At 61.2% G+C, this 13,386-nt stretch carries 14 protein-coding genes; 9 read left to right on the forward strand and 5 right to left on the reverse strand.

What is annotated here, in order from left to right; all coding sequences use genetic code 11:
* Positions 1 to 55: 55 nt before the first annotated feature.
* Positions 56 to 619: a helix-turn-helix domain-containing protein gene (locus tag HKK52_RS06760; RefSeq protein ID WP_169370133.1), complete on the reverse strand. Its 564-nt coding sequence runs from the start codon at positions 617 to 619 to the stop codon at positions 56 to 58.
* A 15-nt stretch (positions 620 to 634) separates the two neighbouring features.
* Between HKK52_RS06760 and HKK52_RS06765 the strand changes: the two genes are divergently transcribed.
* The 7 genes from HKK52_RS06765 (at position 635) to HKK52_RS06795 (ending at position 7,939) form a co-directional block, all read left to right on the forward strand.
* Positions 635 to 1,642, forward strand: a complete 1,008-nt coding sequence (locus HKK52_RS06765) for a DMT family transporter (protein ID WP_178117481.1) — start codon at positions 635 to 637, stop codon at positions 1,640 to 1,642.
* Positions 1,643 to 1,857: 215 nt separating this feature from the next.
* Positions 1,858 to 4,794, forward strand: a complete 2,937-nt coding sequence (locus HKK52_RS06770) for a monovalent cation/H+ antiporter subunit A (protein ID WP_169370135.1) — start codon at positions 1,858 to 1,860, stop codon at positions 4,792 to 4,794.
* Positions 4,794 to 5,138: a Na+/H+ antiporter subunit C gene (locus HKK52_RS06775; protein WP_007986256.1), complete on the forward strand. Its 345-nt coding sequence runs from the start codon at positions 4,794 to 4,796 to the stop codon at positions 5,136 to 5,138. The genes HKK52_RS06770 and HKK52_RS06775 overlap by 1 nt, the downstream gene beginning before the upstream one ends.
* Positions 5,135 to 6,820 (forward strand): monovalent cation/H+ antiporter subunit D, encoded by a 1,686-nt coding sequence (locus HKK52_RS06780; protein WP_169370136.1) that lies wholly within the window; start codon positions 5,135 to 5,137, stop codon positions 6,818 to 6,820. The genes HKK52_RS06775 and HKK52_RS06780 overlap by 4 nt, the downstream gene beginning before the upstream one ends.
* The gene (locus HKK52_RS06785) at positions 6,817 to 7,305 is read left to right on the forward strand and encodes a Na+/H+ antiporter subunit E (protein WP_169370137.1); all 489 of its coding nucleotides are present in this window, start codon (positions 6,817 to 6,819) and stop codon (positions 7,303 to 7,305) included. Before HKK52_RS06780 ends, HKK52_RS06785 begins: the two co-directional genes overlap by 4 nt.
* Entirely contained in the window at positions 7,302 to 7,580 is a 279-nt protein-coding gene (locus HKK52_RS06790; protein WP_133836076.1) for a K+/H+ antiporter subunit F, read from the forward strand. The genes HKK52_RS06785 and HKK52_RS06790 overlap by 4 nt, the downstream gene beginning before the upstream one ends.
* Complete coding sequence (locus tag HKK52_RS06795; protein ID WP_169370138.1) at positions 7,577 to 7,939, forward strand: Na+/H+ antiporter subunit G; 363 nt, start codon at positions 7,577 to 7,579, stop codon at positions 7,937 to 7,939. Before HKK52_RS06790 ends, HKK52_RS06795 begins: the two co-directional genes overlap by 4 nt.
* Before the next feature lie 126 nt (positions 7,940 to 8,065).
* Here the strand turns inward: HKK52_RS06795 and HKK52_RS06800 are convergent, their stop codons facing one another.
* A complete protein-coding gene (locus HKK52_RS06800) occupies positions 8,066 to 8,503 on the reverse strand; it encodes a DUF3995 domain-containing protein (protein ID WP_169370139.1) in 438 nt (145 codons plus the stop codon).
* Positions 8,504 to 8,597: 94 nt separating this feature from the next.
* Between HKK52_RS06800 and HKK52_RS06805 the strand changes: the two genes are divergently transcribed.
* Positions 8,598 to 8,984: a DUF2946 domain-containing protein gene (locus tag HKK52_RS06805; RefSeq protein WP_169370140.1), complete on the forward strand. Its 387-nt coding sequence runs from the start codon at positions 8,598 to 8,600 to the stop codon at positions 8,982 to 8,984.
* 90 nt (positions 8,985 to 9,074) lie between these two features.
* Positions 9,075 to 11,207: a TonB-dependent receptor gene (locus HKK52_RS06810; RefSeq protein WP_169370141.1), complete on the forward strand. Its 2,133-nt coding sequence runs from the start codon at positions 9,075 to 9,077 to the stop codon at positions 11,205 to 11,207.
* A gap of 88 nt (positions 11,208 to 11,295) precedes the next feature.
* Here the strand turns inward: HKK52_RS06810 and HKK52_RS06815 are convergent, their stop codons facing one another.
* From HKK52_RS06815 to HKK52_RS06825, 3 genes are all read right to left on the reverse strand, one after another.
* Positions 11,296 to 12,312 (reverse strand): ABC transporter substrate-binding protein, encoded by a 1,017-nt coding sequence (locus HKK52_RS06815; protein WP_169370142.1) that lies wholly within the window; start codon positions 12,310 to 12,312, stop codon positions 11,296 to 11,298.
* A gap of 128 nt (positions 12,313 to 12,440) precedes the next feature.
* Entirely contained in the window at positions 12,441 to 12,644 is a 204-nt protein-coding gene (locus tag HKK52_RS06820; protein ID WP_149658377.1) for a hypothetical protein, read from the reverse strand.
* A complete protein-coding gene (locus HKK52_RS06825) occupies positions 12,644 to 13,114 on the reverse strand; it encodes a hypothetical protein (RefSeq protein WP_054052821.1) in 471 nt (156 codons plus the stop codon). Before HKK52_RS06825 ends, HKK52_RS06820 begins: the two co-directional genes overlap by 1 nt.
* Between the last annotated feature and the right edge of the window lie 272 nt (positions 13,115 to 13,386).

A 13,386-nucleotide genomic window follows, 5' to 3' on the forward strand; every position in this document is an offset into this window, starting at 1 on the left:
AAAACTTGAAGCTTAAAAACAGCAAAGTGTTCATCCACTGTTGGCCTGGAAACAGTCAGATCACCACATTACGCACAAACCGCGCCGCCACTTTCCCGTCATTGCGATAGGTATGAGGCTGGTTGCTGGCAAACATATAAAACTCGCCAGCGGCAATTTCGTGGGGCGTGTCGCCCAGCATAAGGGTCAGGCAGCCCTCGAACACGTAGAGCTGCTCGCTCCAGCCGTCGGCATCCGGTTGCGATGGATAAATCTCTCCTGGTTGCAGGCACCATTCCCATTGTTCCACCTCGCGGGTGGCGGTGGCTTTGGAGAGTAGAACGGCTTTGCTGCCGGGGATGGTCCCGGCCCAAGCCACTTCGTTGATGCGACTCGGGTCGCGGGCGTCCGGGGCCTGGATCAGGTCGCTGAACGCCACCTCCAGCGCTTCGGCCACGCGGTCGAGGGTGGTCAGGCTGACGTTTTTCTCGCCGGCCTCAATGGCCACCAGCATGCGCCGGCTGACCCCGGACTTTTCGGCCAGGGCGGTCTGGCTCATGTCGGCGGCGTGGCGCAGCCGTTTGACGTTCTGGCTGACGTGCTGGAGGACCGAAGCCCGGGGCGGAGAATCTTTGTGCACTATATTGCTCACTCGATGGGGTTGGGCAGTATACTGCGCAACTTCGGGCGCATTGTGCGTCCACCTCAGGTAGCGCGCAAGGTCATGACGTCGGTGAATTCCCCCCAGGCTTCTTCTCGTTTTTCGCGGTTCAGCAAGGCCGAGTGCGTGCTGGTGCTGATTACCATGGTTTGGGGCGGGACGTTCTTGCTGGTGCAGCATGCGATGACCGTCAGTGGCCCGATGTTTTTCGTCGGCCTGCGCTTTGCTGCGGCGGCGTGCATTGTCTCGCTGTTTTCCTGGCGCAGCCTGCGGGCGTTGACGTTGCTGGAGCTCAAGGCCGGGTCTTTTATTGGTGTGGCGATCATGCTCGGTTACGGCTTGCAGACCGTGGGGTTGCAGACGATTCCCAGCAGTCAGTCGGCTTTTATTACCGCGTTGTACGTACCGTTTGTGCCGTTGCTGCAATGGATGGTCTTCGGCAAGCGTCCAGGATTGATGCCAAGCATTGGCATCATGCTGGCCTTCACCGGGTTGATGATGCTGTCCGGGCCTTCCGGTGCTTCGCTGGATTTCAGCCCCGGCGAAATCGCCACGCTGATCAGCACCGTGGCGATTGCCGCTGAAATCATTCTGATCAGCACGTATGCGGGCCAGGTCGATGTGCGTCGGGTGACGGTGGTGCAATTGGCGGTCACCTCGATGCTGGCGTTTCTGATGGTGGTTCCTACGCAGGAAGCGATCCCGCACTTCTCCTGGCTGTTGTTGGGCAGCGCCCTGGGCCTGGGTGCGGCCAGTGCGGCGATCCAGGTGGCGATGAACTGGGCGCAGAAGAGTGTTTCACCAACCCGGGCGACATTGATCTATGCCGGTGAGCCGGTGTGGGCCGGGATTGTCGGGCGTCTGGCCGGGGAGCGTTTGCCAGCGATTGCGTTGCTGGGGGCGGGGTTGATTGTGGCGGCGGTGATTGTCAGTGAGTTGAAGACCAAGGGTAAGGCAGTCGCTGAGGTTGAGGATGATCTGAAGCGCGAAACAGAGCACTGATCGTTCCCACGCTCCGGCGTGGGAATGCAGCCCCGGACGCTCCGCGTCCCAAAAGCTGACGCAGAGCGTCTAATGAGGCATTCCCACACAAAGCATGGGAACGAGCACAATCAGGCTATCCCGCCTACCTTGTAGGATCCTGCCACACGTTGGCGTTTTGCGATCCGAGAGCTGGCACGTATGATGCTTCACAAACTTCCGCAGATTAGAAGCCTATGTCCCTGATAGTTCTACTGCTTCTGCCTTTTATCGGCAGCTGTGTCGCGGCTTTGCTGCCACACAACGCGCGTAACACCGAATCGCTGTTGGCTGGCCTGGTGGCTTTGATTGGCACCATCCAGGTCGCCCTCCTGTACCCGCAAATCGCCCATGGCGGCGTGATCCGCGAAGAGTTCTTCTGGCTACCGAGCCTGGGGCTGAACTTCGTCTTGCGCATGGACGGGTTTGCCTGGCTGTTCTCGCTGCTGGTGTTGGGCATCGGTACGCTGGTGTCGTTGTACGCCCGCTACTACATGTCGCCGGACGATCCGGTGCCGCGGTTCTTCGCGTTTTTCCTGGCGTTCATGGGCGCCATGCTCGGGCTGGTGATCTCCGGCAACCTGATCCAGATCGTGTTTTTCTGGGAGCTGACCAGCCTCTTTTCGTTCCTGTTGATCGGCTACTGGCACCACCGTGCCGATGCTCGGCGCGGCGCCTATATGGCGCTGATGGTCACCGGTGCCGGGGGTTTGTGCCTGCTGGCGGGGGTCATGCTGCTCGGCCATGTGGTCGGCAGCTATGACCTGGACAAGGTCCTGGCCGCCGGCGATCTGATTCGCGCACATGCCCTCTACCCTATCCTGCTCCCCCTGATCCTGATCGGCGCCTTAAGCAAAAGCGCGCAATTCCCCTTCCACTTCTGGCTGCCCCACGCGATGGCGGCGCCGACTCCGGTTTCGGCTTATCTGCACTCGGCGACCATGGTCAAGGCCGGGGTTTTCCTTTTGGCACGGCTATGGCCGTCGCTGTCCGGCAGTGAAGAATGGTTCTACATCGTCGGCGGGGCCGGGGCCTGCACCCTGTTGCTCGGCGCGTATTGCGCGATGTTCCAGAACGATCTCAAGGGCCTGCTGGCCTACTCGACCATCAGCCATCTGGGCCTGATCACCCTGCTGCTGGGCCTGAACAGTCCGCTGGCGGCCGTGGCCGCGGTGTTCCACATCCTCAACCACGCCACCTTCAAGGCCTCGCTGTTCATGGCCGCCGGGATCATCGACCACGAGAGTGGCACCCGGGACATTCGCAAACTCAGCGGCCTGATCAAGCTGATTCCGTTCACCGCCACATTGGCGATGGTCGCCAGCGCCTCGATGGCCGGCGTGCCGTTGCTCAACGGTTTCCTTTCCAAAGAGATGTTCTTCGCCGAAACCGTGTTCATCAACGCCACGGCCTGGGTCGAAATGACCTTGCCGATCGTGGCGACCATCGCCGGCACCTTCAGCGTCGCCTACTCCCTGCGTTTCACCGTCGACGTGTTCTTCGGCCCACCCGCGACCGACCTGCCGCACACCCCGCACGAACCGCCACGCTGGATGCGCGCGCCGGTGGAGTTGCTGGTGTTCACTTGCCTGATCGTCGGCATTTTCCCGGCGCAAGTGGTCGGCCCATTGCTCGCGGCGGCGGCCCTGCCCGTGGTCGGCGGCACGTTGCCTGAGTACAGCCTGGCGATCTGGCACGGCTGGAACGCGCCGATGATCATGAGCCTGGTCGCCATGTCGTGCGGCATCGTGCTCTACCTGTTGCTGCGTAATCAACTCAAGCGCGGCCGCTTCAAGTACCCGCCCATCATTGGCCGCTTCAACGGCAAGCGCCTGTTCGAGCGTAGCCTGGTGGTGATGATGCGCCTGGCCCGGCGCCTGGAGCGGCGGATCAGTACCAAACGCCTGCAAACCCAGCTGTTCCTGGTGGTACTCGCCGCTGTGCTGGCCGGGCTGATCCCGATGCTCCACAGCAGCCTGAGCTGGGGCGACCGGCCGAAGATTCCGGGCTCGATCGTGTTCGTGATCCTCTGGCTGCTGGCGATTGCCTGCGCCCTCGGCGCGGCGTGGCAGGCCAAGTATCACCGTCTCGCCGCCCTGACCATGGTCAGCGTGTGCGGGCTGATGACCTGCGTGACCTTCGTCTGGTTCTCGGCGCCGGACCTGGCCCTGACGCAACTGGTGGTCGAAGTGGTGACCACGGTCCTGATCCTGCTGGGCCTGCGCTGGTTGCCGCGGCGAATCGAAGAGGTGTCACCGTTGCCGAGCAGCCTGCGCAAAGCGCGCATCCGCCGTATCCGTGACTTGCTGCTGTCGACCGTGGTCGGTGGCGGCATGGCGTTGCTGGCCTACGCGATGCTGACGCGGCAGACACCGAACGACATTTCCTCGTTCTACCTCAGCCGCGCCCTGCCAGAAGGCGGCGGCAGCAACGTGGTCAACGTGATGCTCGTGGACTTCCGCGGCTTCGACACCCTCGGTGAAATCACCGTGCTGGTGGCCGTGGCGCTGACCGTGTTCGCCCTGCTCCGTCGTTTCCGCCCACCGAAAGAAAGCCTGCAACTGCCGGCCCAGCAGCGGTTGCTCGCGCCGGACGTAGTCACCGACCTGGTCAACCCGCGCCAGGCGAGCGACACCGCCCTCGGTTTCATGATGGTGCCGGCGGTGCTGGTGCGCCTGTTGCTGCCGATTGCCGTGGTGGTGTCGTTCTACCTGTTCATGCGTGGTCACAACCAACCGGGCGGCGGTTTTGTTGCCGGGTTGGTGATGTCGGTCGCCTTTATCCTGCAATACATGGTCGCCGGCACGCAGTGGGTCGAGGCGCAAATGAGCCTGCGGCCACTGCGCTGGATGGGTACCGGGCTGCTGTTCGCCACGGTCACCGGACTGGGGGCGATGGCGGCCGGGTATCCGTTCCTGACCACCCACACCTTGCATTTCTCATTGCCGGTGCTGGGCGACATTCACATCGCCAGCGCGCTGTTCTTCGACATCGGCGTGTACGCGGTGGTGGTCGGCTCAACCCTGTTGATGCTCACCGCCATTGCCCACCAATCGGTCCGGGGTCACAAAACGGCAGCGCAACCGAAATCTGCTGCCCTGCCCCGATCCGTTGCCGCCAAAGGAGCCGTCTGATGGAAGAAGTCATCGCAATCGCCATCGGCGTCCTGGCCGCGTCGGGTGTCTGGCTGATCCTGCGGCCACGGACGTTCCAGGTGGTCATGGGCCTGTGCCTGCTGTCCTACGGCGTCAACCTGTTCATCTTCAGCATGGGCAGCCTGTTTATCGGCAAGGAGCCGATCATCAAGGACGGCGTGCCCCAGGATTTGCTGCATTACACCGATCCGCTGCCGCAAGCGCTGGTGTTGACCGCGATCGTCATCAGCTTCGCCATGACCGCGTTGTTCCTGGTGGTGCTGCTGGCCTCCCGGGGCCTGACCGGCACCGACCATGTGGATGGCCGGGAGCCTAAAGAATGAATGCGATGACGCACCTGATCGCCGCACCGATTCTGCTGCCGCTGCTGACCGCCGCGATCATGTTGATGCTCGGCGAGAAACACCGGCCGCTGAAAGCCAAGATCAACCTGTTCTCCAGCCTGGTCGGGCTGGGCATTTCCGTGATGCTGCTGCAATGGACACAAAGCACCGGCGTGCCTGGCTCCATCGGCGTGTACCTGCCGGGTAACTGGCAGGTGCCGTTCGGCATTGTGCTGGTGGTCGATCGTTTGTCGGCGATGATGCTGGTGCTGACCGGTGTCATCGGCGTCAGCGCCCTGCTGTTCGCCATGGCCCGCTGGGATGGTGCCGGTTCAAGCTTCCACGCGTTGTTCCAGATTCAGATGATGGGCCTTTACGGCGCCTTCCTGACCGCCGATCTGTTCAACCTGTTCGTGTTCTTCGAAGTGCTGCTGGCCGCCTCTTACGGCCTGATGTTGCACGGTTCGGGTCGGGCGCGGGTGTCGTCGGGGCTGCATTACATCTCGATCAACCTGCTGGCTTCGTCGCTGTTCCTGATTGGCGCGGCGCTGATCTATGGCGTCACCGGCACCTTGAACATGGCCGACCTGGCGCTGAAAATCCCGCTGGTGCCGGAAGCCGATCGCGGCCTGCTGCATGCCGGCGCGGCGATTCTGGCGGTGGCGTTCCTGGCGAAGGCCGGGATGTGGCCGCTGAACTTCTGGCTGGTGCCGGCCTATTCCGCCGCCAGTGCGCCGGTGGCGGCAATGTTCGCGATCATGACCAAGGTCGGCGTCTACACCTTATTGCGGTTGTGGACGCTGCTGTTCTCCGGTCAGGCCGGGGCGTCCGCGTACTTTGGCGGCGACTGGCTGATCTACGGCGGCATGGCAACCATCGTCTGCGCTGCGGTGGCGATCCTGGCGGCGCAACGCCTGGAACGCATGGCCAGCCTGAGCATTCTGGTGTCGGCGGGGATTCTGCTGTCGGCCATCGGTTTCGCCCAGCCGAACCTGATTGGTGCGGCGTTGTTCTATCTGGTCAGCTCGACCCTGGCGCTGAGCGCGCTGTTCCTGTTGGCCGAGTTGATCGAGCGCTCCCGTTCGGTCAATGAGATGCCGCTGTACGACGACGGTGACCTGCTGCCACGACCGATGGAATCCCTGCAACCGCCCAAAGGCATCAACCTCGACGACGAACAGAAAGCCGTGGTCGGCCAGGTGATTCCCTGGACCATGGCCTTCCTCGGTTTGAGTTTCATTGCCTGCTCGCTGCTGATCGTCGGCATGCCGCCGCTCTCAGGATTTATCGGCAAGCTGGGTTTGCTCAGCGCGCTGCTCAACCCGTTGGGCATTGGCAACAGCGGCGACGTGCCGATCTCGAACGCGGCCTGGGGCTTGCTGGCGTTGCTGATCCTGTCCGGGCTGGCCTCGCTGATTGCGTTCTCGCGCCTGGGTATCCAGCGTTTCTGGACCCCGGAAGAACGGCCGTCGCCGCTGCTGCGACGTTTTGAATGCGTGCCGATCATTGTCCTGCTGGGGCTGAGCATTGCCCTGACTTTCAAGGCCGAACCGCTGCTGCGTTACACCCAGGCGGCTGCGGACGCGTTGAACAACCCGCAGCAATACGTCATGGCGGTGCTCGGCACCCGCGCGGTTCCCAGCCCTGAAGCCAAGGCTGCGATGGCGGAGGTGCAACCATGAAGCGCCTGTTTCCCGCACCGTGGTTGTCCCTGGCTCTGTGGCTGTTATGGCTGCTGCTGAACCTGTCGCTGAGCCCCGGCAACCTGCTGCTGGGCGCAGCCTTAGGGTTTTGCGCACCGTTGATGATGCGCAAATTGCGGCCGCTGCCGATCCGCATTCGGCGGCCGGGGGTGATTGTCAGCTTGTTTTTCCTGGTCGGTCGCGACGTGGTGGTGTCCAACCTTGCGGTCGCCTGGGGCGTTTTGAATGCCGGTCGCCGGCTACCGCGCTCAGCGTTCATCAAGGTCCCGCTGGACTTGCGCGACGCCAATGGCCTCGCCGCGCTGTCGATGATCTGCACGGTGGTGCCCGGCACGGTGTGGTCGGAACTGTCGCTGGACCGCAGCATTTTGTTGCTGCACGTGTTCGATCTGGATGACGAAGCGTCGTTCATCGAACACTTCAAGACGACCTACGAGCGGCCCTTGATGGAGATTTTCGAATGAGCGCCTTGCTGTCGAACGCGATCCTGCTGAGCCTGTTCATTTTTTCCCTGGCGATGGTGCTGACGCTGATCCGGCTGTTCAAGGGCCCATCGGCGCAGGACCGGGTTCTGGCGCTGGATTACCTGTACATCATCGCCATGCTGATGATGCTGACCCTGGGCATTCGTTATGCCAGTGACACTTACTTTGAGGCAGCGCTGCTGATCGCCCTGTTCGGCTTCGTCGGCTCGTTTGCCCTGGCCAAATTCCTGCTGCGTGGCGAGGTGATCGAATGACTGGCGAACTGTCGTTGTGGATCGAGATTCCGGTCGCGATCCTGCTGGTGCTCAGCAGTCTGTTTGCGCTGATCGGCGCGGTGGGGCTAGTGCGGATGAAGGATTACTTCCAGCGCATGCACCCGCCGGCCCTGGCCTCGACTTTGGGCGCGTGGTGCGTGGCGTTGGCGTCGATCATCTACTTTTCAGCACTCAAGTCCGCGCCGGTGCTGCATGCCTGGCTGATACCGATTCTGTTGGCGATCACGGTGCCGGTGACCACGCTGCTGCTGGCGCGGGCGGCGTTGTTTCGCAAGCGCATGGCGGGGGATGATGTGCCGGCTGAGGTGAGTAGTCGCCACACCGAAATCGAGGGTTAAGTTCAGAGTCTCGCTGTGTTTGGGCGGGCTTCTTCGCGGGCAAGCCTCGCTCCTACAGGTTTGGGTTGTTCACAAATGTGTGATTCAACACGAATCCTGTAGGAGCGAGGCTTGCCCGCGAAGCTTTTAGATCCAGGCTACCGCCAACAACCCCGCCCCCAACACCACACACAACGGCGAATACGCCCAGGTATCGAGCCGGGCAAACTTCGAGCCCTTGACCTGCTTGAAGAACCCCATCAAGTTCGAATCACCAATCGCCCGGGCAAACATCAGCATCGCAATGGCACTGATCGCCCATTGCAGCGACCAATGCTGCACCGTCGGCAGATACAGGCCGACCCGCAAACACACCAGCATCGCAATCAGCAGCAAGCCCACCGCGACCAGCAACGTGGTAAAGCCCGAAGGCTTGAACGCCGGCCTTGATTCTCCACCGCCCTCCCCAGGCACGCGCGGCACCGCCGCCTCGCTTCCGAGCTTTCCACCTGCCGCCCAATACACGTGAATCAGGCTGATCAACAGGAAGATTGCAGCCATCCATTGCGCGACCATTAGGCTCATATTCAGACATCCAGCGTTAAATGTCGCAGCAGGATGAACTTCCTCGCGCATTTTTGTAAGGGCAAATGTATCGACGGTGGTAAAGTGCCGCCCCATGAAATTCGCCCGAACTGATCGCACATTGATGGCCTGGATGCTTTATTGCTGCGTCCTGTTCAATGTGTTCGCCTGCAGTATCGGTCACGGGCAGATGGTCGGGATGCAGCTCAACGGTCTTGGCGGCCAGTTCTGCGCCGTGGACCCCGCGACCCAGGCACCCGCCTCGTCAAACACCTCCGAAGAGAAGTTGCCGACCCTGTCCAAGGCCTTCGGCTGCCCGCTGTGCTCCACTGGCGGCATGGGTCCGGCGCTCAATTCCAGCCTGACCCTGGCGATTCTCCCGCAACAACACAGCCCACCATTGGCCGTCGTCGCCAGCATTGACCTGCCTGCCCGCTACACCTGGCCTTCGGCCAATCCCCGCGCCCCACCTTTGGCCTGACTTTCTTCGCCTTTACCGATCAGCCCGCTGCGCTAACGCGTGACGTTTGCCTGTGCGCTGTTTCCTAGACAAGAATTCAGGATTCAATCGATGAAACACATCCCTTTACTGGCGAGCCTGGTTGGCTGCCTGTCCGTTAGCGCCTGGGCGCAATCCACGGTCGATCTGGCGCCGATCACCATTGACGGTGAGGCCGGCAACGAACCCGGCCTGAGCCTCGATCAATCCAGCGGCATGGCCTCGCGCCTGGGGCTCAGCGTGCGGGACACGCCGGCCTCGGTGGCCATCGCCAACCGCAACGATATCGAGCGCCACGGCGCGCAAAACTTCCAGGACGCCGCCAACACCTTACCCGGTGTCAACGCCAGTGCACCGCCGGGATTCGGCGGATTCGTGTCGTATCGCGGTTTCACCAGCAGCCAGATCACCCAGATGTTCAACGGCATCAACGTATCGGGCGGTCTGGCACGACCGGTGGACGCGTGGATTTATGATCGGGTCGAACTGGTTGGCGGCCCATCGTCATTGATCAATGGCGCCGGCTCTGTGGGCGGTTCGCTGAACTATGTGACCAAACTGGCGACCCGCGAAGAGCAAGCCGTCGAAGGCCGGATCAGCTACGGCAGCTACGACACCACCGAGACCGCATTCGGCCTCAACCACGCCCTCAGCGAAGCCGGGGCGGACGTGCAGCATTACGCGCGACTCGACGTCAGCCACAACACCAGCAACGGCTACATCGACCGCCAGGAGCGCGATGCCTGGAGCGTGGCGTTCTCGCTGCTCAGCGACTTGACGCCCAATCTGTCCCACACCTTGGCCCTGGAATACCAGGACGAGCACGAGGACAGCCCATACTGGGGCACGCCAGTGCTCAACCCCAAGGCTGGCGAGCTAAAGGTCGACAAACACAATCGCTTCAATAACTACAACGTCGAGGATGGCCGCTACGAGCAGCGCACGATCTGGGTCCGCTCGATCATTGATTACCGGATCAACGACAGCACCACTCTGCGCAACACCCTCTATCACCTCGACAGCCAGCGCGATTACCGCAATCTGGAAACCTACCAGTACAACGCCGACAACAGCGCGGTGAACCGCTCCACGGCGTATCAGGTACGGCATCAGGGTGAGCAGAACGGCAACCAGTTCGAACTGCGTCACGACAACACAGTGTTTGGGCTGGACGCTACCTGGTCCGGCGGCTTCGAGTACAAGGTCAACCAGACCACCAACTCGCCGCTGAATGTCAAAGGTGCGAGCAGCGTCAATCCGAACAACTTCCAGCCGGGGCATTTCTATGACATTCCTGGCACTAATCCGAAGCTGATCAGCGACAAGACCAACGAGGTCACCACCAAGGCGCTGTTCGTCGAGAACCGTTTGGCGTTGACCGACAAACTGGCGCTGTTGACCGGCCTGCGATACGACGACATCGACCTCGACGTGACCAACCACCGGGCAGTAACTGCCAGCAATCCGCGGCACCTCAAGCGCAGTTGGGAGCCGGTCACCGGCCGGGTGGGCCTGACCTACCAGTTCATTCCCTCGGCCAATGTCTACGTGCAATACAGCACCGCCGCCGAACAGCCCAATGGTACTCAGGACTTTGATGTGTCCACCGGCAAGCAGTGGGAAGTGGGCAGCAAGTTCGATTACCTGGACGGTCGCGGTTCGGCGACGCTGGCGGCGTACACGATCGAACGCAAGGATTTCGCTGTGACCGATCCGCTGGACCCGACCCAAAGCATCCCGGTGGGTCAGCAGACGTCGAAAGGCATCGAGTTGGCCACGTCTTTCCGGATCACCGACAAGCTGTTGGCTGAGGGCAACTTCGCCTGGGTCGATGCGCAATACGACGAGTTCACCGAGAAGAACGCGGCGGGTACAGTGGTTTCCCGCAAGGGCAACACGCCGACCAACGTGCCGGATCGGGTGGGTAACCTGTGGTTGACCTATGACTTTGCGCCGCAATGGCAAGGCGGTGTCGATGCGCGGTACGTGGCGTCGGTGTTTGCTGACAGCGCCAACACCATGACCGTGCCGTCGTACACGCTGTTCGGCAGTTTCTTGAGCTACAAGGTTGACCAACACACCACCGTCACCGGCCGGGTGCGCAACCTGACCAACGAGGTGTATGCCGAGTTTGCGCATGTTTCGCCGGCGTATTACCTGGGGACGCCGCGCACGTTTGAGTTAGCCGTACAGACAAGGTTCTAACCCCTCCTCCTGTAGGAGCAAGGCTTGCCCGCGATGACGTCCGTGAGATCGCCATCGCGGGCAAGCCTTGCGCCTACAGGGCATCCGGTCAGTTCAGTGAGGCACTGACCTTATCCGCCACATCCTTCGGCAGCCATGCCTGCCACACGTCCGGATGTGCCTTCATGAAGGCCTCGGCCGCCTGGCGCGGTGCCGTGTGCTTCTCACTCATATCCGCCAGCGCCTTGTTCAACGGCCCGATCGGCAAATCGACCTTGGTGAAGAACGCCGCGATCTGTGGGTACTGCTTCTGGAACGGCGTGGACACGCCAATAGACAATTTCGACGCCAGGGAACGGGTGGGTTTCGGATTCGGATTATCGGCGTCGGTCAGGGTTTTCCAGGCCTCAGCGTCAAATGGAGGCTCTTCCAGCTGGATCAGTTTGAAGCGCCCGAGCAACGGTGTCGGGGACCAGTAATAGAACAACACCGGTTTGCCACGACGGATCGACGAGGCGATTTCCGCATCCAGCGCCGCGCCGGAGCCGCTGCGGAAGTTCACGTAGCTGTCGTTCAAGCCATAGGCCGTGAGTTTCTGCTTATTGACCACTTCCGAGGTCCAGCCAATCGGGCTATTGAGGAAGCGGCCCTTGCCCGGACTTTCCGGGTCGCTGAACACATCCTTGTAGCGCGGCAGGTCGCTGACACTGCGCAGGTCCGGCGCCAGGGGCTTGATGCCTTTGGCGGGGTCGCCCTTGACCACGTATTCCGGCACCCACCAGCCTTCGGTGGCGCCCTTGACCGTGTCGCCCAGGCTCACGACCTTGCCTTCGGCCTCGGCCTTGACCCACACCGGACTGCGACCGGCCCACTCTTCACCAATGACCTGGATGTCATTGTTGGCCAGGGCGGTTTCCAGGGTGATGGTGGTGCCCGGCAACGTGTCGGTGGGCAAGCCGTAGCCCTTCTCGACAATGATCCGCAGGATATCGGTGATCAGACTGCCGCTTTCCCAGTTCAGGTCGGCGAAGTGGATCGGGGCCTGGGCGGCGAACACCGGGACCGGCGCAGCCAACAAGCCGAGCGTGGCCAGGGTAGCGGCCAGTAACCGTCGAAGTCCTTTCATGCTTTTGCACCTCGTGCTTTCACAGCAATAGCAGGATGGCCTGACAGACAAGACCGCAAGCCTCTGAATACTCAGTCCACTGACTGTAGTAGAGGTTCCTGCTTTTTAGAGGTTACGAGGTGCGAGGATTACTTTTCCGAAGGTTGCTGCAAGCGCGCCAGTTCCCTTCGCACCATGCTGGCGTACTCCGCCGGACGCAAGGTGTAGATCTGTGACGCCACCCAGGTCAGCCAACCGCCTTGCAGAATCGCTTTCTGATCGAACAGGCGCTGGGCCTCGACCTGTGCACTGGCGAGGTTCTGCACATGGAAATCCGCGCGGGTCAGCGGCATTACTCGCTGGCCTTGAAGGTGACCAGTTCACCCTTGCGCCACTTGGCGGCCTTGGCCGTCACGGCTTTCAGGGTTTTGGTCAGGCCTTCCTGCAACTGTTGGTGGGCGGCGAACACCATCACCACGCTATGACCTTCCTTGAACACGATGCCGTGACCGTCCGCCGTGGTGACGAAGGCGTAATCGCCCAGGCCGTAGACCGTCAGTTTGATTTCACGGAACTTGATGTCCAGCTTGCCGCCTTCGCGACTGGGCAATACCGAAGCGCTGAAATGATCGCCGACCTTGAGCTTCAGGCCAGGCTTGTCATCCACCACCAGCGCTTCTTCGGTATCGATTTCGGCAATGTAGATGCCTTCAGCGTTCTGTTCGGTGACATAGACAAAGCGGGACTGAAACTGCTTAACCAACTTCGCACGCAAATCACCCAGGACGAATAACGCGTGCATATCAAGATTACTTACTGCCAAGGAAACATCCCCACATCTGAAAATGATGCCGTACGCAGGAAAAACGCACAGCAGAAAAAAGGCCATGGCGAAAGTGTTGCCGAATGAGCCGGGTTGAATCCTGAACTGAGCTGAGCGCTCATCCATTGCGAGGTAAATGAGATTACTGGATTGTCACTCGCGCCGTCCCCCCTGACATTCGCCAGACGTTGAAGGAAAACGCCCTTCTCGCGGCCAGAAAAAGCGGACTACTAACTTTAGGGAAAATTCTCTCTAAGAAAAGCACTTTTCCG

Origin of the sequence: Pseudomonas sp. ADAK2 (assembly GCF_012935755.1) — a bacterium.
Classification (GTDB): Bacteria; Pseudomonadota; Gammaproteobacteria; order Pseudomonadales; family Pseudomonadaceae; genus Aquipseudomonas.